Raw genomic sequence first — 20636 nt, 5'->3', positions numbered from 1 at the left:
TTCTGAATAGTTATACTATGTTTATTGCGCAGTATATGGTATATTGATACAAAACTTTAATGAGTTGAAGGGGGAAAGTGATATGGGAATGAGATATTTAACAGCAGGAGAATCCCATGGGCCGCAATTAACAACGATTATAGAAGGCCTCCCTGCAGGTATGCCATTATTATTGGAAGATATAAATGAAGAATTATCTAGGCGTCAGAAAGGTTATGGGCGTGGAAGAAGAATGCAAATTGAAAAGGATACAGCTCAAATTGTTTCAGGTGTCCGTCACGGGTACACTCTCGGCTCACCCGTTGCATTAGTAGTTCAGAACAATGACTGGAAGCATTGGACAAAGATTATGGGAGCAGAACCGCTAGAAGAAGGACAAGAAGATGAGGTAAAACGGAAGGTAACACGTGCTCGTCCGGGTCATGCGGATTTAAACGGTGCCATTAAATATGGACACAGGGATATGAGAAATGTCCTTGAACGTTCTTCTGCACGAGAGACAACCGTGAGAGTTGCCGCAGGTTCCGTAGCCAAAAAGCTTTTATCATTAGTGGGTGTTGAAATAGTGTCCCATGTGGTTGAAATAGGCGGAATTAAAGCTAGTATTGATCGCTCCATTTCTATTAATGAATTGAAGGAAAAGACAGAAATATCGCCTGTACGATGTGCTGATTCTACCGTGGAAAGTGATATGATGGCTGCGATTGATGAAGCAAAGAAAAATGGGGATTCAATAGGCGGAGTTGTAGAAGTAATCGCTACGGGTATGCCAGCAGGTGTAGGAAGTTATGTACATTATGATCGGAAATTGGATGGAAAATTGGCAGCCGCTATTATGAGTATAAATGCCTTTAAAGGAGTAGAAATTGGCATTGGCTTTGAGGCTGCAAGGAAACCTGGAAGTGAAGTTCATGATGAAATTGCATGGGACCAGGAAAAAGGTTATTACCGGAAGTCTAATCGCCTGGGTGGATTTGAAGGTGGTATGACAACAGGAATGCCGGTTGTGGTCAGGGGTGTAATGAAACCCATCCCAACATTATATAAACCTTTAATGAGCGTTGATATTGATACAAAAGAGCCGTTTGCAGCAAGTGTCGAGCGTTCAGACAGTTGTGCAGTGCCTGCTGCAGCTGTTGTTGCAGAACATGCGGTTGCATGGGAACTTGCAAATGCTTTGGTTGAACAATTTTATAGTGACCGTTTTGAGACTTTTGCAGAGGAAATTAAAAGACAGCGGGAATATGCGAGGGAATTTTAATGGAAACCATTCAAATCCATACAGATTCCAAAAACTATGATGTCTATGTTGGAGAAGGGGTAAGGAAAGAAATTGGCCCTTTTTTAGCGAACCATTTTGACGGTCTAACTCGAATATTAATTATAACCGATGAAACGGTAGCTGAGCTTCATCTGGAACATTTATTGTTTGAGTTGAAATCTTTAAATCCTGTAATTTTTACTGCTCCTAGTGGGGAAAAAGCAAAAACATTTGAAGTTTACTATGATGCGCTTTCAACAGCACTTGAAAACAAACTAGACCGGAAGTCTGTCATTCTCTCCTTTGGAGGCGGGGCTGTTGGGGATTTGTCAGGATTTGTTGCGGCATCCTTTATGAGGGGCATTCCATTTATACAAGTGCCAACTACTATATTAGCTCATGACAGTGCAGTTGGCGGCAAGGTAGCCATTAATCATCCACTCGGGAAAAATATGATTGGGGCCTTCCATCAGCCAGAAGCAGTATTTTATGATTTAGACTTCCTTAAAACACTACCAGTTCATGAAATTCGTTCTGGTTTTGCTGAGGTTATTAAACATGCACTTATTGATGATGTCGATTTCTATAATTGGTTAAAAGATAATGTGCAAGACCTACAAAACTTACCAATGGAGATGTTATCTGAATCTTTAATAAAAGGTATAAGGGTAAAAGGTAAAATTGTTGGTCAAGATGAACGGGAAACGGGGATTAGGGCTTACTTGAATTTTGGTCACACACTAGGGCATGCCATTGAATCAGAGATGGGTTATGGGAACTTTACACATGGGGAAGCAGTGATGATAGGAATGATTTATGCCCTAAGGCTAAGTAACCAATTACTAGGTCTTACATTCGATATAGAGGAATTTACAAACTGGATAGAAAGACTAGGTTATGAATCGAAAATTCCGGGAAATCTATCCCATGAAAAATTAATCAACAAAATGAAGCAGGATAAAAAGTCAGTTAGGGATGCAATTCACTTTGTTCTACTTGAACAATTGGGTCAGCCCACAGTTAAGGAAATATCGGAAAAGGTATTATACGAACAATTAATCAGTAATTAAATAAGGGGGGCTTTTCTTGATTAGAGGGGTAAGAGGAGCAATTACGATTGACCAGAATTCCGAGGAGGAAATCATCTCTGCAACAGAAGAACTGTTTGCGAGGTTAATTGAAGAAAATCATATTCAACCAGATCAAGTTGGGTCAATTTTCATTTCAACAACCGATGATGTTAACGCAGCATTCCCGGCAAAGGCACTTCGTAAATTTGAGGGGTGGACTTACGTCCCTGTGATGTGTATGCAGGAAATACCAGTTCCGAATTCTTTAAAGAAGTGTGTCAGGGTCATGATGCATGTTAATACGAACAAACCACAAGAAGAAATTATTCATGTATACTTAAAAGGTGCAACAGTTCTGAGGCCCGACCTCGGCGGCAGCCTAGCAAAATAAGCAAAAACGGTAAAGCTGTAATAGAATAACTTATTACGAACGGAGTGACTAAATATGAGATGGAAAGAGCAGTTATTACAACTGACTCCTTATCAACCAGGGAAATCAATCGAAGCAGTTAAGAGGCAATATAAACTTGACAAGATAGTGAAGCTAGCATCAAATGAAAATCCTTTTGGATGCTCATCTCAAGCCTTGGATGCACTTCAATCAAATCAAACAAGTTTGGCTATATATCCAGATGGCTATGCAACTACATTACGAGAGACACTTTCAGCCTTTTTGCAGATTGATGAAGAAGAATTAATCTTTGGAAATGGCTCCGATAATTTAATTCAAATCATTTCAAGGGCACTGTTACATCCGAATGCCAACACAATTATGGCCACACCTAGCTTTTCACAATATAAGCATAACGCAGTGATTGAAGGGGCGATTTGTAAGGAAATTCCGCTTGTAAACGGAAACCATGATTTAGATGCTATGTTGGCAGCCGTTGATGATCAGACCAATGTCATTTGGCTATGCAGCCCTAATAATCCTACAGGTACATATATACCTGAAGCTAAGTTAAACGCTTTTCTAGAAAAAGTTCCTGCTGATATTCTGGTCGTACTAGATGAAGCTTATTATGAATATGTAGTTGCGGAAGATTACTATGATTCCATTAAATTAGCTCAAAAGTATGAAAATTTAATTGTCCTGAGAACTTTTTCAAAAATATATGGTCTCGCTGCTTTAAGAATTGGCTATGGGGTTGCCAATCCTTCAATTATTAAAGCACTTGAACCTGCTCGGGAGCCATTTAATGTAAGTTCTTTAGGTCAATTAGCGGCATCTGCAGCCATAAAAGATCAGCAATTTATTAACATTTGCAAAGAAAAAAATAGGCAGGGACTAGAACAGTTCTATGAATTCTGTGGGAAGTATGAACTCGACTATTACCCATCACAAACCAATTTTATTTTAATTGATTGTAAAACAGATGGGGACGTGGTGTTCCAAAATCTAATGCAAAGAGGCTATATTGTTCGTTCCGGGAAAGCTCTTGGTTTTCCTACCGGGGTTAGAATTACAGTGGGATCATTTGAACAAAATGAAGGTGTTCTCAATGCATTAGGAGAATTTTTATCACAAAAGTAAAACAGTTCTGCTTTGTTTTTAGGGGGAGTTATCATTGAAAGGCCGTGTTTTTGTTATAGGCTTAGGATTAATTGGCGGTTCTCTAGCCCTATGTATAAAAAAGGAACATGAGGATGCAACGATTGTAGGATTTGATATTAATAGTGAACAGGCAAGACTAGCAAAAATGCTTGGGGTCATTGATGAAATAGCTGAAGATATCCAAAGTGGCGCAATTGATGCTAATTTAATTATTATTTCTGCACCTGTAAATGAAACAGAGGAAATTATCCAGTTCCTTGCGGGTCTCCCTCTTCATCCAGAGGTAATCGTGACAGATACAGGCAGTACAAAAAGCAAGATTGTTGGAAGTGCCAAAAGCCTTAAAGAGCGAGGAATCACGTTTATCGGCGGGCATCCAATGGCGGGATCACATAAAAGTGGTGTTTCTGCTGCCAAAGAAATTCTATTTGAAAATGCATTTTACCTGTTAACGCCAAAGGATCATATAGAAGATTCAAAAGTAAAAATATTAAAATCATGGTTAATGGGAACTAAAGCCAAGTTCTTAACCATCACACCAGAAAATCACGATTATCTTACCGGGATTGTCAGTCATTTTCCTCATATCATTGCTGCCTCAATTGTACGCCAAACTGAAAAGCTAGCTGAAGCAGAGAGTTTAATTCCGCGACTTGCAGCAGGCGGGTTTAGAGATATTACCCGGATTGCCTCAAGCAGTCCGAAGATGTGGAAGGATATTCTCCTCCACAATCGTGAGATATTAATTGAATTGCTCAATCAGTGGCAAGAAGAGATGAATGGTGTCAAAATGCTGCTTGAAGATGAAAACAGTACGGCAATATATGACTATTTTCACCAAGCAAAACAATTCCGCGATGGTCTGCCTCAAAAAGATAAGGGTGCGATTCCGGCATTTTATGATTTATTTGTTGATGTACCGGACTACCCAGGGGTGGTTTCCGAAATTACCGGATATTTAGCGAAGGAAGAAATTAGTATCACAAATATTCGAATTTTAGAAACACGTGAAGATATAAATGGTGTCTTAGTAATTAGTTTTCAAACAGAAGAGGACCGTCAAAAAGCGGAACGATGTATCGGATCCTATTCTAGTTATGCTACATCTATTGGTTCTTAAAATGATAAATAAAAAAGGTGATTTTTCATGACGTCTCTTAAACTGAAGACAAACATAACACACTTAAACGGAGAAATAACGATTCCAGGGGATAAATCAATTTCGCATCGGTCAGTTATGTTTGGTTCGATTGCTCACGGTGAAACCAAAGTATCCAATTTCTTACCTGGGGAAGATTGCTTAAGCACGATTTCGTGCTTTCGAAAACTTGGAGTTACCATAGAAGAATCTGATGGTCAGCTTCGCATTATTGGAAAAGGATTTGAAGGGTTAACCGAACCCAATGAAGTATTAGACGTTGGTAACTCTGGAACAACGATTCGTTTATTAATGGGAATATTGGCAGGTAGACCATTTTTCTCCTCCCTTGTTGGTGATGAGTCAATCGGGAAACGCCCAATGACGAGGGTAACAAACCCATTATCGGAATTAGGTGCAAGAATAGACGGTCGTAACAACGGTTCCTACACACCCATTTCTATTCGTGGCGGTGAATTAAAACCTGTAAATTATCAACTTCCGGTTGCAAGCGCACAGGTTAAATCTGCATTAATTCTTGCAGGACTGCAAGCAGAAGGACAAAGTGTGATTATTGAGCCGGAAGAAACACGTGATCATACAGAAAGAATGATCATTAAATTTGGCGGGGAGATCCACAAGGATAACCAAATGATTATCGTCAATGGTGGTCAAAAACTAACCGGAACGCATGTACACGTTCCTGGGGATATATCGTCTGCAGCCTTCTTTTTAGTTGCAGGTGCCATAATTCCTGAAAGTGAAGTTGTCTTGAAAAATGTCGGGCTGAACCCAACAAGAACGGGAATTATCGAAGTAATGAAAAAAATGGGTGCGGACTTAGAAATTGTTCAAAACGAGGAAACATCATTTGAACCAATGGGGGATCTTATTATTAAGACTTCCAGTCTCAAAGGTACCGTTATTGAAGGAGATTTAATTCCAAAATTAATTGATGAAATCCCAATAATTGCCCTATTAGCCACACAGGCTGAAGGTACAACAATTATCAAGGATGCCGAGGAATTAAAAGTTAAAGAAACAAATCGAATTGATACAGTTGTTCATGAACTTAAAACTTTAGGTGCTAAAATCGAAGCAACTGAAGATGGTATGATTATTCATGGAAAAACCAAATTAGGTGGTGGAACTGTTTCAAGTCATGGCGATCATCGAATTGGAATGATGCTGGCCATAGCTGCACTCCTTTGTGAAGAAAAAGCAGAGCTAGAAAACCCAGAAGCCATTTCTGTTTCATATCCGAACTTCTTTGATCATTTAAATAGTCTTATTAAGTAAAGCTGCAATTTAATGCAGCCAGATTGTCGAGAAAGAGTATTCTTCTCGGCAATTTTTTTATTTTGTCCTAGCCATATAACCGACTTTTATGGAGTTGAAAGTCTTTATGAAAACACTCTGTTGATTGGAGCGGAAGGCACGAAGACTCCTGCGGGAGTACGGGGCAGGGGAGACCCCGCAGAAGCGCAGCGACGAGGAGGCTCCCCGGCACGCCCGCGGAAAGCGAAGTGCCTGGAGCGCAAATCAACAGACATGTTGCAAAGCCTATATATTAATTTTATATATGTTATATTTCCGAAATAGAACGGCATAGTTTTTGGAATTTTCGCATAGCTTGTCTTAAAGGGAAAAGTGAAAGATGAAAATAGGACACAATGAAAAGGGTGGTGGATAATGTATATCATTGAAAATGCCAATCTCCTGAAAGACAAGCAATTAAAAACATGTTCACTATTAATTAGTAACAAACGAATAGAGAAGATTGACTCGCATTTCAATTATTATCGGTTAATAAAAATGAATGCCAATCCATATATTATGGCCCCTACTTATGTTCTATTTAATTCAAATATTCCACAAATAAGGGCCTTTCAAGAATTAAAAAAGTGTTTGATTGAAGATTTTTTGTTGAAAGGTTGCACCACCTTGTTCACAAATGTTAATGTTTCCTACGAAAATGAATTATCCACAAAGATATCTGCGTTGAAAACGGCTCTCTTAAGCAGCCCAATTGACTATCTCATCGGGGTAAGAATACCTGTTCGTTTGATTACTCAATCGTTTATTAGGAAATGTAAGAAGGAAAAAGTACCAGCTATTTTTGTTGACCTTCAATCACATCAAGAATTAGAGCAAATTCCCTGGGGTTGGATTAAAGAAGCAATGTTTCCCTTTAACAGTCCGTTAATCCCAATAATTTCTTCCGTTCACAAGAAGGAAGTGAAGAGTGTTTTGTCGAAATGGAAAGGTATCATGAATAGAGAGAATATCCCCGCTCTTTATGAAGAAATTGAAGAAAATAGCCCATTGGCTGTTTCTGTATTAAATAAAATTGGTGTATATCCGCAAAAAGCTAGTTTAATGTCTGGTACAGAAGTGCGTTATAATTTGTATACAAAAATAAATGAAGGCCAGAATGTTGATGATGTGAATTTATTTCTTTATCATAGTGATAGACTCGTAGTAACCGTCCACAAGGGGGATGTTCTACGAGCAGGTGGTGACGTGATATTTAAACCTGGAAATGGAGAACATGTTAGGGTGCGAATCCCGTCTTATTTTTCTCTGTCAATCTAGGAGAACGAGAGGTAAGTGTCAATGGAACGAGTTAATAAAATTATTACCATGTTAGAAAATGGTCAACATAATGAGGCCTTAACTGAATATAATTATGTATTACAAAATGGCATGCCAGATGAAAAGTTCATTCTTGGCGAAGAAATGTATCAATATGGTTTTTTAGAAGAGGCAAAGTCATTAATAGAAAATTTATTAGAAACCTTCCCTGAGGAAGGTGAGCTTCTTGTTCTGTTAGGTGAAATATTAGTTGAAGCCGGGGAAGACGAAGAAGCCATTCTTGTACTTGAAAAGATATCAGAACATGATGCAAATTTTGGACAATCCTTACTTTTATTAGCGGACCTTTATCAGGTTCAAGGTTTATATGAAGTTTGTGAAAGAAAACTTCTGAAGGCAAAGGAAATGTTGCCAGATGAAATCATCATAGATTTTGCATTAGGTGAACTTTACAGTGACCAAGGTGAAGTGACCAAGGCACTGGAAGCATATGAAAAGGTTTTAAAAGAAGAAAATGAAATAGCCGGTGTAAATATAGATCAACGGATTGCAGATCTCTTAAGTGTATCTGGAATGTTTGAGGAAGCATTGGTTTATTATGAAAAGGCAATTAATGAAAAATTAGAGATTAACACTTTATTCGGCTATGGTTTTACGGCACTTCAGGCAGGATATTACAAGACTGCTATAGCAAAATTCACTGAATTAAAAGAGCTGGATCCAGAATATCATTCGCTATATTTACACCTTGCTTTAGCATATGAAAGGGAGGGGGAACTTGAAAATAGTTTAATTACCATTCAAGAAGGCATAAAACAAGATGAATTTAATAAGGAGTTATTTTTCTTTGGAGGGAAAATAGCCACCCAAATTGGAAAAGTGGAAGAAGGAGAACAGTATTTCCGCGAAGCACTTGCCTTAGACCCAGGATTTATTGAAGCAGCACTCACATTAAATAAACTCTTTTTACTTCAAGAAAGATATGAGGACATCATTGATTTAATTACTGAACTTGATATTAAAGAAGATGAAGAGCCTCAACTTTTATGGGATGCTGCAGTAAGTTATCAGAAGTTAGAAAAATTTTCTTTCGCATTAGACAAATATGAAAGTGCATATACTTTCTTTAAGAAAAATGAAACATTTTTACAGGATTACGGTTATTTTCTAATTGAAGAAGGAAAAAGTGACACCGCCGCCGAAATTTTTAAACAGTTGCTAAATGAAGATCCAACAAACGGGGAGTATATGGATTTACTTGAACGTCTTACAGGGTTGAAAGATTAAAAAAAAGCTGAATTTGCAGAGGAGGGAAACTATCATGGCAACCCCTGTTTCTGTCAACGAGAAGAAGGACTTTATTCGTTGGTTTTTAAATCATTATCAATTAAAGAGAAGAGAATGTGTTTGGATTCTTAACTATCTAATGAGCCACGATCAACTAATGGAGAAAGTCCATTTTGTGGAGCAAGCACAGTATTGTCCGAGAGGTTTAATTATGTCTACACATTGCGTGGATAAGGTACCATTTAGATTCTATAAAGAAAATGTGATGACTACTGATGCTGAAAAGTCCTTTCACGATATTCGCTTAAATCGTGATGAGGATATTTTTATCCAATTAAACTTTCATGCTGCTAATCAGGCACACCAGTATGCTGCGGTTCTCGAAGAAAATTTATACGTTCCCAAACACCTGCAAGTGAATGAGAAGGATGGCATCATTGCAGAACAACTACTGCAGCGGAGTATCGAACACTTTCAACGTGAGAAAATCCTTCAATTAATCGATGAGGCCCTAGATAATCAAGATCGAAAGACATTTCAAATCCTGACACAAAAACTTAATACATTAACAATGACTGAACAAAAAGGAAGCGTGCGATAAGCAGCTTCCTTTTTGTTTGGAATTTTTCTAATTATTGCCCTATATCTTTTATTGTTTCTGTAGAAAATGATATTATAATAATAGTGAAATCAAAAGGTTGGTGCATAGATATGAAATGGACACCTCAAGATATTGAGACGTATTTGAATGCAAAGGAGTATGTAGACACAGCTGTTGTACCGTTACTGGCCGTTTCTGTTGGGGGGGAGATGAAACAGTCTGCGACCGGTGTAGAATTTATCACATTGCTAACAGGCCATTTAGAAAGGCAATTTACAGGAAGATTATTATTATTGCCTCCATATACATATTTGAAGTCCAAAAATGGTGAAAATACTATTAGTGATTTGAAGGATTGGGAGGATAGCCTTAAAAAGGGGGAGTTTAAACACATATTTTACATAACATCCGAAATTGAATGGAGAACACGAGAAGAACTATCTGGAACAGTTATATGGCTTCCATCAATCCCGCTGGAACATATGAATGATTCACAGAAAATGGCAGTTGTCGATAGTCAAGTAAAACAATTATTAGATCTATTTACGCAAAAATGGCATGAAAATGAGTAAAACCATCTTTTAAGCATGTTTTTAAAATAGTATGATATTGACCTAACATGAAGATTGATATATCATTGTTATGTCCTAGTTTTATATGTGTTTAAATTTTGTCCGTTGGACTTAACTTCGTGAATAGAGGGGGGGATATAAGCATGAGTAAGCAACGCGTTTCAAGACGTCAATTTTTAAGCTACACATTAACAGGGGTAGGCGGCTTCATGGCAGCTGGTATGTTAATGCCTATGGTAAGATTTGCAGTTGATCCTGTTTTAAAGGCTGAAGAAGGCGGAGATTTCATCGCAACAAAGCAAAAGATTTCTGAAATAACGGACGAACCGGTTCGGGTTGACTTTACCTTTAAGCAAAAGGATGCATGGTACGAGTCAGAGGTAACAAATACTGCTTGGGTTTATAAGAATGATGCAGGTAAAATTGTAGCCCTTTCACCAACGTGTAAACATTTGGGCTGTACGGTTAACTGGAATACAGACAAGGAACATCCAAACCAGTTCTTCTGTCCATGCCATTATGGCCGTTATACAAAGGATGGAACCAACGTTCCAGGTACACCACCACTTCACCCGCTTGATGTATATCCATTCAAGGAAAAAGACGGTTTTCTTTATTTAGGTAAAGCTGAACCACGGAAGGAGGCGTAACATGTTAAACAAGATTTACGATTGGGTAGATGAACGTTTAGATATTACGCCTTTGTGGCGCGATATCGCAGACCATGAAGTACCTGAGCATGTTAATCCAGCGCATCACTTTTCAGCGTTTGTATACTGCTTTGGAGGTCTTACATTCTTCGTTACAGTCATTCAAATTCTCTCTGGTATGTTTTTAACCATGTACTATGTACCAGATATTAAAAACGCATGGGAATCGGTTTATTATCTTCAAAATGAAGTTGCTTTTGGACAAATTGTCCGTGGTATGCATCACTGGGGCGCAAGTTTAGTACTTGTAATGATGTTCTTACATACACTACGTGTTTTCTTCCAAGGTGCATATAAAAAACCTCGTGAATTAAACTGGGTAGTCGGAGTGCTTATTTTCTTCGTAATGCTTGGCTTAGGCTTTACAGGTTACTTATTACCATGGGATATGAAAGCGTTATTTGCAACAAAGGTAGGTCTGCAGATCGCCGAAGCAACACCATTTATAGGCACACAGGTTAAGGTTTTACTTGCAGGACATGAACATATTGTTGGTGCACAAACATTAACCCGCTTCTTTGCGATTCATGTATTCTTCCTGCCAGGTGCATTGCTTGGATTAATGGGAGCCCACTTCTTAATGATTCGTAAACAAGGTATTTCTGGACCACTATAAAAAAACGGCTTTTTTTTACAATCGATGTTTTTCTACTAACTACGGAAAAAGGAGGGGGATTGCTCGATGCATCGCGGTAAAGGATTAAAGTTCGTTGGTGATTCACGTGTTTTAGCACCTTCTGAACGAAAAAAAATGATTCCGAAAGATTACTCTGAATACCCTGGTAAAACAGAGGCGTTCTGGCCTAACTTCCTTTTGAAAGAATGGATGATAGGAGCCGTATTTCTTGTCGGCTTTTTATGTTTAACTGTTGCCCATCCGGCTCCGCTTGAAAGGATAGCGGACCCTACTGATACTGGGTACATTCCATTGCCAGACTGGTATTTCTTATTTTTGTATCAATTACTAAAATATTCATATGCATCCGGACCGTATACGGTTATCGGGGCAATGATTATGCCAGGACTTGCTTTTGGAGGCTTACTATTAGCTCCGTTCCTGGATAATGGTCCGGAACGACGTCCAATGAAGCGTCCAGTTGCAACTGCAGCTATGCTTTTGGCGTTAGCTGCCACCGTGTATTTAACTTGGGAATCTGTTGCGACACATGACTGGGCACAGGCTGAACGTCAAGGTAAAATTGTTGCAAAGGTTGATATTGATAAGTCAAGTGCCGGCTATAAAATAGCAAGTGCTAATACATGTATTACATGTCACGGTGAAAATCTTTCAGGTGGTGCCGGTGCTCCTGCATTAGTAGGTACTGGCTTGAAACCAGAAGAAATTGCCACAATTGCTAAAGAAGGTAAAGGCGGAAAGATGCCGGCCGGAATCTTCAAAGGTACTGATGAAGAACTTAAAACACTTTCTGAATTTATCTCAGGTCTTGGTAAGTAATAATCGAATTGTTGAAAAGCTGACGAACGATCGTCAGCTTTTTTCTTCATGAAAAAATAGTGAAAGGAGCTTGCTTGTGAGTTGGATTTATCCTCTCTTGGCCAATCGGTCAATTATGAAGTTGTTATTATTTATCAATATAGCAGGAACCGTATATGGATATTACTGGTATGGATGGCAACTAAAAGAAACACCTGCAATTTTCCTGCCATTCGTTCCTGACAGCCCAACTGCTAGTCTATTTTTTGTTTTCGTTCTGATTGCCTTTCTATTACGAAAAAACTGGCCTTTAATAGAGGCTCTGGCGATTGTAACACTTTTTAAATATGGAATTTGGGCAGTGGTAATGAACATTTTAGTCTACTTTGTCCAAGGAGAACTTGATGCAGTTGGCTATATGCTGATATTTTCCCATTTCGCAATGGCTGTCCAAGGTGTTTTATATGCTCCATTTTACCGTTTTAAATGGTGGCATTTAATCATCACAGCTATCTGGACATTACATAATGATGTGATTGATTATGTTTTTTTTATGTTGCCAAGCTATCATATGCTTGACCGCTACACCCCGCAAATTGGCTATTTTACTTTCTGGCTCTCGATTCTTTCCATCGCGCTTGCCTATTATTTTTCCATTCGGCCAAATCGGTATAAACTTGAAATAAAATAATCCAATATGGTCTAACCTTGTCCACCCATACATACATTTTATTAGTAATGAAAGGGGGGACAAGGATTGAAAATCAAATGGTTATTTTTATTTGTAATTATCATGATGCTTACTCCCACAACTATTTATGCAGAACAACAATCGCCAATGGAGAAGCTGGATGATATTTCAGATGAAGCACTCCAAATGGTGAAGTTTCATAGATATGAAGATGCAAAAAGACTCCTTGATTATTTTTCAAATCAGTTCACTAGTATTACTGGTACGGATCCACCATTAACCATGGATGAGGTGAGAATAATTAACACCTCCCATGATGAAGCAATGGAAGCGGCGGTTAGTTCCAACATGAAGTATGAGGAACGAATTAATAAATTAGTCAAATTTCGACTTGTTATTGATGCGATAGCTACAAGTCATCAACCCTTATGGGTTGAAATGGAAGATCAAATTATGACTGCTTTTCATCAAGCAAAAGATGCCGCTAAAAAAGGTGATTCTGGAAACTTTCATACAAACTTCAACTCATTTTTATCTTTGTACAATGTCATCTATCCAAGTATGAAAATTGATGTGTCCGTAGAAAATGTACAAAGATTAGATGCACGGATTGATTTTATAAATGAATACCGTTCCTTAGTAGTAAGTGATACGAAAAGTCAGCAGGAATTAGATAAACTAGATACGGACTTAGTCAAACTCTTTTCCAACATGGAAGAGGATGAGGCAGATCCTAACATTTGGTGGGTTATTATATCCACTGGAAGCATTATTATCATGACATTATCCTACGTGGGCTGGAGAAAATATCAAGGTGACAAGAACCATAAAAAAGACCGATCGAGAGATTTAAAATAAAAAAGCAATGTCCATGGACATTGCTTTTTAATCTACTAACGGCATTTTATTTTCATCTAGGGTAAATCCTTCTCCATGAACATCATGGACTATGGTAATGGAAACAAAGGCATGAGGATCGACCGAGGTGATTACATTTTTTAACCGAACGATTTCATTTTTAGCCACAACACAATATAAGACCTCACGTTCACTTTTTGTATATGATCCATAACCTTTTAAGGCAGTAACTCCTCGGTCCATTTCCTCCATAATTTTTGCGGCAATTTGTTCGTTTTTTTCCGAAATAATCATCGCCCCTCTTGCAGAATACGCACCTTCTAAGATAAAATCGATGACTCTTGCACCGATAAAAACAGCTACAAGTGTATACATTGCCTGTTTATAATTTAAATATGTAACTAGTGATAAGGCGATAACACATGCATCAAATAAGAACATCGTTTTCCCCATATTCCAGCCTGCATATTTTTGGACGAGCCTTGCAATAATATCGACTCCGCCCGTTGTTCCACCATAACGAAAGATTACTCCTAAACCAATGCCTGTTAAAACTCCAGCAAATAATGCAGCTAATGTTAAATCACTTTCAAGTGGCATCTCAATGGCATAGCGTTGAAATATCCATAAAAAAATCGATACTCCTACCGTGCCTATTATGGTATATAAAAATGTATTCCGTCCTAACAATTTCCACCCAATAAAAAAAAGTGGAATATTTAAAAATAAATTTGAATAGGACGGATCCCACTTGAACAAGAAATAAAATAAGAGCGCAATCCCAGTGAAACCACCCTCAGCCAACTTGTTTTGCATATTAAAATTGACAAGTCCAAACGACATGATTGCAGCCCCTAAAAGGATGAACAATATGTTTTTAAATTTAAGTCCTGTTAACATTCATAATCCCCCCTCTGCCATAAATTCTCTTATATGGCGGTTTTTATTATATCGAATTAAAAATGCTAGAGCAATGAGTAGTGAAAAAGACTAAATATAAATGAAAACATTTGTAAAACCCAGATAATTTAGCTAACATAAACAATGAATAAGAAAATGGACATAAGTATCAGTCATAATAACGAGGTGAAGACAAATTGGCCAATGAAAAGACGATGAAAGACCTTCAGCAAGAAGTAGATTTGTACATTAGTCAATTTAAAGAGGGGTATTTCAGTCCACTGGCAATGCTGGCGCGACTTACAGAGGAACTAGGGGAGTTTGCTAGAGAAGTAAATCATTACTATGGGGAGAAACCCAAAAAAACTAGTGAAACTGAAAAAGCGATTGAGGAAGAATTGGGGGATCTTTTATTTGTATTAATTTGCTTTGCTAATTCTTTAAATATTAGCCTCGAAGATGCACATGATTATGTCATGGCAAAATTTAAGACAAGAGACAAAGATCGTTGGACAAGAATAAATGAAGGAAAAATGGAGTGAATGTTATGGAAAAAGTAAAAATTATCATCGCTGGGCCGCGTGGCAAAATGGGGAGCGAAGCAGTTAAGTTGGTCACTAATACCGAACACTTTGAACTAGTTGCAGCTGTGGATCATAAGTATGATGGAATCATGTTAAGCGATTTAGAAGGTTTTCATTCAATACATAATGTGCAAGTTTATTCAAATGTTGAAACATGCCTGCAAAATGTTCAAGCAGATGTGTTAATTGATCTAACCACTCCTGAAGTGGGTATGCACCATGCAAAAACTGCGCTTACTTACAATGTACGCCCAGTTGTAGGTACGACAGGATTTACCACTAGTGATTTAGAGGAATTAGAACGTATTTGTCAGGAAAAGGATCTGGGTTGTATCATCGCACCGAATTTTGCCATTGGTGCTGTGTTAATGATGAAATTTTCCCAAATGGCTGGAAAATATTTTGATGATGTAGAAATTATTGAGTTGCACCACGACCAGAAGTTGGACGCACCGTCTGGAACTGCGGTAAAAACTGCTGAAATGATTTCTACAGTTCGAGAGTCAAAAAATCAAGGCCACCCTAATGAAAAAGAAACAATAGAAGGTGCACGGGGAGCGAATTTTGATGGAATGCATATTCACTCGGTCCGCTTGCCTGGATTGGTCGCGCATCAACAGGTTTTATTCGGCTCAGATGGTCAGACTTTAACAATCAGGCACGATTCCTACAACCGAGAATCGTTTATGTCTGGGGTAAAAGTGGCAGTGGAGTCTGTGATGTCACATAATACCTTTGTTTATGGCCTTGAAAATATTTTAGGGTAGGAGGAATTTTAATGAATATTGCTTTAATTGCTCATGATAATAAGAAAAATGATTTGGTGCAGTTCGCGATAGCTTATCAGAATATTTTTTCGAAGCACTCTTTATTTGCTACTGGGACAACTGGGCAAAGAATTAGTGATGCAACAGGATTGAGTATTACACGGTTCCAATCCGGACCGCTTGGCGGTGACCAGCAAATTGGTGCCATGATTGCCCAAAATGATATGGATGCTGTTTTCTTTTTCCGAGATCCATTAACCGCTCAGCCGCATGAACCAGATGTTACTGCATTAGTAAGGCTATGTGATGTTTACTCCATACCACTTGCAACCAATATGGGAACTGCAGAATTGCTAATAAGAGGTTTAGAACTGGGGCTTATTGAATGGAGAAATATAATTAAAGAGAATGGTGGAATTAATGATTAATCAACACCTTGAAGTCCTTGCATTTGGTGCCCATGCGGATGATGTCGAGATAGGCATGGCGGGGACTATTGCAAAATTTACATCTGAAGGAAAACGTGTGGGTATCTGTGATCTAACAGATGCCGACCTCTCTTCAAATGGGAACGTAGAATTAAGAAAGTTAGAGGCAGCGAAAGCAGCTGAAGTGCTAAAAGTTTCATGTAGAACCTCCTTAGGTTTTCCAGATAGGGGGTTATTTCTTAAAGAAGAAAACATAAGAGAAATTGCAAGGGTCATAAGAAAAAATAAGCCTCAAATTGTGTTTGCGCCTTATTTTGAAGACCGCCATCCAGACCATGGAAATTGTGCTAGTTTAGTGGAGGAGGCAGTTTTTTCTGCTGGAATACGAAAATATGTAACAGAAGGAAATGAACCAGCCCACCGAGTAGAAAGAGTTTATTTTTATATGATTAATGGTTTTCATAAACCAGATTTTGTTATCGATATTTCTCAATACATAGATAAAAAACTCCAAGCATTAAGGGAGTATAAGAGCCAATTCCAGCAAACAGAAGAAACCTACAATACCCCGCTTGTAAATGGGTATATTGAAACAGTAGAGGCAAGGGAAAGAATGTTTGGCAAGCTCGTTGGGGTTACATTTGCTGAAGGGTTCAAAACGAAAGTTCCCATTCTTTTGAATCGAGATTTGATAGGAGAATAACCATGAGGAAACTAAAAATTGGAATTACTTGCTATCCAACAGTAGGCGGTTCAGGGGTGGTAGCAACGGAATTAGGAAAAATGCTGGCTGAAAAAGGTCATGAAATTCATTTCATTTCATCAAGCATCCCTTTTAGGTTGAACAAAATTTACCATAATATCTATTATCATCAAGTTGAAGTGAATCAATATTCCTTATTTCAGTACCCACCTTACGATATTGCTTTAGCAAGTAAAATGGCGGAAGTAGCTAATCGGGAAAAATTAGATCTGCTTCATGTTCACTATGCTATTCCTCACGCGGTTTGTGCTATATTAGCCAAGCAAATGAGTCACCGAGATTTTAAAATCGTCACTACCTTGCACGGAACAGACATAACCGTTTTAGGGTATGATCCTTCGTTGACAGATGCGATTAAATTTGGAATAGAAAAATCTGATGTGGTAACTGCTGTTTCGAAGGCGCTTGTTGATCAAACTTATGACCTCATCAATCCGGATAAAACAATTGAAACAGTCTATAATTTTATTGATGACCGTATCTATAAAAAAACAGATTCACTTGCTTTAAAGTCAGATTTTGAGATAAGGGAAGAAGAGAAAGTGATCATTCATGTTTCCAATTTCCGTCCAGTAAAACGAGTAAAAGATGTAGTGAAATCTTTTGCCAAGATTGCATCAGCAATGCCTGCGAAATTACTGTTGGTCGGTGATGGTCCCGAAATGACCATCGTTTGTAAGCTTGTCAGAGAGTTGGGCTTAGAAGATCAAGTCATTTTTCTAGGAAAACAAGAGAGTTTAGAGGAATTGTACTCGATTAGTGATTTAATGTTGTTATTATCAGAGAAAGAAAGCTTTGGCCTTGTTGCCTTAGAGGCGATGGCATGTGGTGTCCCTTGTATTGGGACGAATGTTGGCGGTGTACCAGAGGTTATAAATCATGGTGCCAATGGATTTATTTGTGAAGTAGGAGATATCGAGGCTATTTCCAGTAGAGCATTGTCAGTTTTAAATGATGCAGCACTTCATCAGCAATTTTCTAAACAGTCCATTTACACAGCAAAAACCAAATTTAAAGCGGATCAAATCGTTGAACAATATGAACAAATATATTTTAATTTACTGAATTAAGGTGAAGGAAATGACAGACCCATTTCAAACTGCAATTCCTGTCTTAGAAAAGTTGGAGGATGCCGGTTATGAAGCCTACTTTGTTGGCGGATCAGTTAGAGATTTTCTTTTAAAAAGAGAGATAAATGACGTGGATATTGCGACTAGTGCAACGCCAGATGAAGTGAAAAAAATTTTTCCGAAAACAGTGGATATTGGAATAGAACATGGCACGGTTCTGGTCTTGGTTAATAATGGGGCATATGAAATTACTACCTTCCGAACAGAATCGGAGTATGAAGATTATCGTAGACCGAAAGAGGTTACCTTTATTCGAAATCTAAAGGATGACTTGCAGCGCAGGGATTTTACAATGAATGCCATTGCAATGGACAGGAATAAAAAACTGATTGATCCATTTAACGGATATTTAGCAATTCAGAATCAAATAATTCAAACCGTCGGAAGTCCAAATGACAGATTCCAAGAAGATGCCTTAAGAATGATGAGAGCCGTACGGTTTGTCAGTCAACTTTCATTTCAAATTGAAGCAGGAACTGTCACCGCATTATCCAGTCTGGTTCATTTACTTGAGAAGATTGCTGTTGAGAGAAAAAGAACAGAGTTTGAAAAACTGTTAATCGGAAAAAATAAGCCAACCGCACTAAATATCCTACTCGATACAAATATTTATTTATATTTGCCTGGTTTAAAAGGAATGAGGCAGTCTTTAGATAAAATGATTGGCTTTGAAAGTAACACTCTTAATATTAATGAAATGTGGTCATTATTAATTTATTGTTTACAGTTAAAAGAAAAAGAGATCGAGGTATTTCTAAAAGACTGGCGGCTAGCAATTAAGGAAATAAGAGAGATTGGACGAACGGTCCATTACTTATATAAAAGACTTGAACAAGAATGGTCTATTTATGACCTCTATTCTGCCGGCCGTGACACGATCCTTTCAACAGAAAGACTCTACCTTGTGATTAACCGAATTAAGGATGTACGATCGATTGAACATTGGGTAAAAATGTATGATTCTCTTCCGATTAAAGAACGTGCAGAAATAAATGTCTCAGGGAATGACTTAATGGATTGGTACAATAAAAGGGGCGGACCATGGCTAAAGGAAACGCTATTAAACATTGAAAACAAAATCTTAACTTGTCAGCTAGAAAATAACAAAGAAAAAATCAAGGAGTGGCTACTGAAGTGCAATCAGAAATAAGAAAAGAATTACTTGATGCCTTTACAAATGCCGGTGATGACTTTTTGTCAGGTCAACGTCTAGCTGAACTCATTGGCTGCTCTAGGACGGCAGTTTGGAAGCACATAGAGGAACTTAGAAAAGAAGGCTTTGAATTAGATGCAGTTAGAAATAAGGGATATCGAATTTTAAAGACCCCAGAAAAAATAACTGCGGATGAAATAAGACTTGGTTTAACAACTCACTTCATGGGAAGAAATATCCATTATGAGGAGACTGTTGAGTCTACTCAGAAGATTGCCCATCGCATGGCTTCTGAAGATGCCCCAGAAGGAACGGTTATTATCGCCGAAGAGCAGTTGTCAGGCAGGGGCAGAATGGCCCGTAAATGGCATTCTCCGAAATATACAGGGATTTGGATGAGCATGATCCTGCGTCCAAATATACCTCTTAGTAATGCGCCACAATTAACATTATTAGCAGCGGTTGCAATTGTTCAAGCTATTGAAGAAATGACAGACTTAATCCCAGATATCAAATGGCCTAATGATGTTCTAATTAGTGGAAAAAAGGTCACTGGAATATTAACTGAGCTGCAGGCTGAAGCCGATCGAATTCATTCGATAATTATTGGAATAGGTATCAATGTGAATCAAAAGGCAGAAGATTTCCCAGCAGAAATTCAAGAAATTGCCACGTCCCTTTTTATTGAGCAAAAAGAAACTGTCTCGAGGGCGGAATTAATTAAAAGTATCCTCAAGAACTTTGAAAATTTGTATACAATGTATTTGGAACAGGGCTTCTTACCAATAAAGCTTTTATGGGAGGGCTATGCCAGCAGTATCGGTAAGTACATTAAAGCGAGAACATTAACGAAGACCATTGAAGGTAGAGCACTCGGAATCACAGATGATGGAGTGTTGAAACTAGAGGATCAGACTGGTTTCATTCACCAAATTTATTCAGCGGATATTGAGTTATAAGGCTTGAACTTTTCGAGAAATTTGCTATAATTCATTCCAATGGGCAGTATCCATGGTGAACTGCACCTTTGTGTAATAAACAACAATTTAAAAGGTTTCTGCCTAGATCCGTTTAACGGACCGGGACAGAGGGATGAAGCATGTAATTGAGTAATAGGGATCCTCTGCCTTCAGAAGGA

General features: G+C 38.1%; 23 protein-coding genes. 22 read left to right on the top strand and 1 reads right to left on the bottom strand.

Annotation, left to right across the window (positions count from 1 at the left end):
• Nucleotides 1-88: 88 nt before the first annotated feature.
• The 15 genes from aroC (at nt 89) to ypjB (ending at nt 13773) form a co-directional block, all read left to right on the top strand.
• Nucleotides 89-1261 (top strand): chorismate synthase, encoded by a 1173-nt coding sequence (gene aroC / locus BR30_RS0104260; protein ID WP_026563925.1) that lies wholly within the window; start codon nt 89-91, stop codon nt 1259-1261.
• On the top strand, nt 1261-2331 hold the full coding sequence (aroB, locus tag BR30_RS0104255) for a 3-dehydroquinate synthase (protein WP_026563924.1): 1071 nt from the start codon (nt 1261-1263) through the stop codon (nt 2329-2331). Before aroC ends, aroB begins: the two co-directional genes overlap by 1 nt.
• Before the next feature lie 16 nt (nt 2332-2347).
• Nucleotides 2348-2722: a chorismate mutase gene (gene aroH, locus BR30_RS0104250; protein ID WP_026563923.1), complete on the top strand. Its 375-nt coding sequence runs from the start codon at nt 2348-2350 to the stop codon at nt 2720-2722.
• A 54-nt stretch (nt 2723-2776) separates the two neighbouring features.
• Complete coding sequence (gene hisC, locus BR30_RS0104245; protein WP_026563922.1) at nt 2777-3865, top strand: histidinol-phosphate transaminase; 1089 nt, start codon at nt 2777-2779, stop codon at nt 3863-3865.
• Between the two features lie 34 nt (nt 3866-3899).
• Complete coding sequence (locus BR30_RS0104240) at nt 3900-5006, top strand: prephenate dehydrogenase (RefSeq protein ID WP_026563921.1); 1107 nt, start codon at nt 3900-3902, stop codon at nt 5004-5006.
• Between the two features lie 27 nt (nt 5007-5033).
• Nucleotides 5034-6323 (top strand): 3-phosphoshikimate 1-carboxyvinyltransferase, encoded by a 1290-nt coding sequence (gene aroA, locus BR30_RS0104235; RefSeq protein WP_026563920.1) that lies wholly within the window; start codon nt 5034-5036, stop codon nt 6321-6323.
• 393 nt (nt 6324-6716) lie between these two features.
• On the top strand, nt 6717-7619 hold the full coding sequence (locus BR30_RS0104230) for a hypothetical protein (RefSeq protein ID WP_051633454.1): 903 nt from the start codon (nt 6717-6719) through the stop codon (nt 7617-7619).
• A 21-nt stretch (nt 7620-7640) separates the two neighbouring features.
• On the top strand, nt 7641-8906 hold the full coding sequence (locus tag BR30_RS0104225; protein WP_026563918.1) for a tetratricopeptide repeat protein: 1266 nt from the start codon (nt 7641-7643) through the stop codon (nt 8904-8906).
• A gap of 34 nt (nt 8907-8940) precedes the next feature.
• The gene (locus tag BR30_RS0104220; protein ID WP_026563917.1) at nt 8941-9507 is read left to right on the top strand and encodes a ReoY family proteolytic degradation factor; all 567 of its coding nucleotides are present in this window, start codon (nt 8941-8943) and stop codon (nt 9505-9507) included.
• Between the two features lie 110 nt (nt 9508-9617).
• The gene (locus tag BR30_RS0104215; protein ID WP_026563916.1) at nt 9618-10079 is read left to right on the top strand and encodes a YpiF family protein; all 462 of its coding nucleotides are present in this window, start codon (nt 9618-9620) and stop codon (nt 10077-10079) included.
• A gap of 143 nt (nt 10080-10222) precedes the next feature.
• Nucleotides 10223-10729 (top strand): QcrA and Rieske domain-containing protein, encoded by a 507-nt coding sequence (locus BR30_RS0104210; RefSeq protein ID WP_035445024.1) that lies wholly within the window; start codon nt 10223-10225, stop codon nt 10727-10729.
• A 1-nt stretch (nt 10730) separates the two neighbouring features.
• Nucleotides 10731-11405 (top strand): menaquinol-cytochrome c reductase cytochrome b subunit, encoded by a 675-nt coding sequence (gene qcrB, locus BR30_RS0104205; protein ID WP_026563914.1) that lies wholly within the window; start codon nt 10731-10733, stop codon nt 11403-11405.
• A 66-nt stretch (nt 11406-11471) separates the two neighbouring features.
• Nucleotides 11472-12245, top strand: a complete 774-nt coding sequence (locus BR30_RS0104200) for a menaquinol-cytochrome c reductase cytochrome b/c subunit (RefSeq protein WP_026563913.1) — start codon at nt 11472-11474, stop codon at nt 12243-12245.
• Nucleotides 12246-12321: 76 nt separating this feature from the next.
• Nucleotides 12322-12915, top strand: a complete 594-nt coding sequence (locus tag BR30_RS0104195; RefSeq protein ID WP_026563912.1) for a lipoprotein heptaprenylglyceryl N-acetyltransferase LhaT — start codon at nt 12322-12324, stop codon at nt 12913-12915.
• 66 nt (nt 12916-12981) lie between these two features.
• A complete protein-coding gene (gene ypjB / locus BR30_RS0104190; protein ID WP_026563911.1) occupies nt 12982-13773 on the top strand; it encodes a sporulation protein YpjB in 792 nt (263 codons plus the stop codon).
• Nucleotides 13774-13800: 27 nt separating this feature from the next.
• Here ypjB and BR30_RS0104185 read toward each other — a convergent pair whose 3' ends face one another.
• Complete coding sequence (locus BR30_RS0104185; RefSeq protein ID WP_026563910.1) at nt 13801-14673, bottom strand: YitT family protein; 873 nt, start codon at nt 14671-14673, stop codon at nt 13801-13803.
• Nucleotides 14674-14888: 215 nt separating this feature from the next.
• Here BR30_RS0104185 and BR30_RS0104180 point away from each other — a divergent pair, with 215 nt between their 5' ends.
• From BR30_RS0104180 to BR30_RS0104150, 7 genes are read left to right on the top strand one after another with little or no spacing between them, the layout of a single operon-like run.
• The gene (locus BR30_RS0104180; RefSeq protein ID WP_035445060.1) at nt 14889-15215 is read left to right on the top strand and encodes a nucleotide pyrophosphohydrolase; all 327 of its coding nucleotides are present in this window, start codon (nt 14889-14891) and stop codon (nt 15213-15215) included.
• 5 nt (nt 15216-15220) lie between these two features.
• On the top strand, nt 15221-16024 hold the full coding sequence (dapB, locus tag BR30_RS0104175; protein WP_026563908.1) for a 4-hydroxy-tetrahydrodipicolinate reductase: 804 nt from the start codon (nt 15221-15223) through the stop codon (nt 16022-16024).
• Nucleotides 16025-16035: 11 nt separating this feature from the next.
• Complete coding sequence (gene mgsA / locus BR30_RS0104170; RefSeq protein ID WP_026563907.1) at nt 16036-16452, top strand: methylglyoxal synthase; 417 nt, start codon at nt 16036-16038, stop codon at nt 16450-16452.
• On the top strand, nt 16445-17155 hold the full coding sequence (gene bshB1, locus BR30_RS0104165) for a bacillithiol biosynthesis deacetylase BshB1 (protein WP_026563906.1): 711 nt from the start codon (nt 16445-16447) through the stop codon (nt 17153-17155). The genes mgsA and bshB1 overlap by 8 nt, the downstream gene beginning before the upstream one ends.
• Nucleotides 17156-17157: 2 nt before the next feature.
• Complete coding sequence (gene bshA / locus BR30_RS0104160) at nt 17158-18285, top strand: N-acetyl-alpha-D-glucosaminyl L-malate synthase BshA (protein WP_026563905.1); 1128 nt, start codon at nt 17158-17160, stop codon at nt 18283-18285.
• A gap of 10 nt (nt 18286-18295) precedes the next feature.
• The gene (locus tag BR30_RS0104155; RefSeq protein ID WP_026563904.1) at nt 18296-19495 is read left to right on the top strand and encodes a CCA tRNA nucleotidyltransferase; all 1200 of its coding nucleotides are present in this window, start codon (nt 18296-18298) and stop codon (nt 19493-19495) included.
• Complete coding sequence (locus BR30_RS0104150; RefSeq protein WP_026563903.1) at nt 19480-20457, top strand: biotin--[acetyl-CoA-carboxylase] ligase; 978 nt, start codon at nt 19480-19482, stop codon at nt 20455-20457. Before BR30_RS0104155 ends, BR30_RS0104150 begins: the two co-directional genes overlap by 16 nt.
• The last annotated feature ends 179 nt before the right edge of the window (nt 20458-20636 follow it).

It is taken from the genome of Bacillus sp. UNC41MFS5 (genome assembly GCF_000686805.1).
This window is presented reverse-complemented; position numbering and strand designations above follow the sequence as displayed.

Excerpts from the sequence above, each read along its gene's own strand:
- BR30_RS0104180 (WP_035445060.1), top strand. The coding sequence starts at position 14,889 with ATGAAAGACCTTCAGCAAGAAGTAGATTTGTACATTAGTCAATTTAAA.
- BR30_RS0104225 (WP_026563918.1), top strand. The coding sequence starts at position 7,641 with ATGGAACGAGTTAATAAAATTATTACCATGTTAGAAAATGGTCAACAT.
- aroB (WP_026563924.1), top strand. The coding sequence starts at position 1,261 with ATGGAAACCATTCAAATCCATACAGATTCCAAAAACTATGATGTCTAT.
- BR30_RS0104185 (WP_026563910.1), bottom strand. The coding sequence starts at position 14,673 with ATGTTAACAGGACTTAAATTTAAAAACATATTGTTCATCCTTTTAGGG.
- BR30_RS0104200 (WP_026563913.1), top strand. The coding sequence starts at position 11,472 with ATGCATCGCGGTAAAGGATTAAAGTTCGTTGGTGATTCACGTGTTTTA.
- mgsA (WP_026563907.1), top strand. The coding sequence starts at position 16,036 with ATGAATATTGCTTTAATTGCTCATGATAATAAGAAAAATGATTTGGTG.
- hisC (WP_026563922.1), top strand. The coding sequence starts at position 2,777 with ATGAGATGGAAAGAGCAGTTATTACAACTGACTCCTTATCAACCAGGG.
- bshB1 (WP_026563906.1), top strand. The coding sequence starts at position 16,445 with ATGATTAATCAACACCTTGAAGTCCTTGCATTTGGTGCCCATGCGGAT.
- BR30_RS0104210 (WP_035445024.1), top strand. The coding sequence starts at position 10,223 with ATGAGTAAGCAACGCGTTTCAAGACGTCAATTTTTAAGCTACACATTA.
- BR30_RS0104230 (WP_051633454.1), top strand. The coding sequence starts at position 6,717 with ATGTATATCATTGAAAATGCCAATCTCCTGAAAGACAAGCAATTAAAA.
- BR30_RS0104155 (WP_026563904.1), top strand. The coding sequence starts at position 18,296 with ATGACAGACCCATTTCAAACTGCAATTCCTGTCTTAGAAAAGTTGGAG.
- BR30_RS0104215 (WP_026563916.1), top strand. The coding sequence starts at position 9,618 with ATGAAATGGACACCTCAAGATATTGAGACGTATTTGAATGCAAAGGAG.
- BR30_RS0104220 (WP_026563917.1), top strand. The coding sequence starts at position 8,941 with ATGGCAACCCCTGTTTCTGTCAACGAGAAGAAGGACTTTATTCGTTGG.
- bshA (WP_026563905.1), top strand. The coding sequence starts at position 17,158 with ATGAGGAAACTAAAAATTGGAATTACTTGCTATCCAACAGTAGGCGGT.
- dapB (WP_026563908.1), top strand. The coding sequence starts at position 15,221 with ATGGAAAAAGTAAAAATTATCATCGCTGGGCCGCGTGGCAAAATGGGG.
- aroA (WP_026563920.1), top strand. The coding sequence starts at position 5,034 with ATGACGTCTCTTAAACTGAAGACAAACATAACACACTTAAACGGAGAA.
- qcrB (WP_026563914.1), top strand. The coding sequence starts at position 10,731 with ATGTTAAACAAGATTTACGATTGGGTAGATGAACGTTTAGATATTACG.
- aroC (WP_026563925.1), top strand. The coding sequence starts at position 89 with ATGAGATATTTAACAGCAGGAGAATCCCATGGGCCGCAATTAACAACG.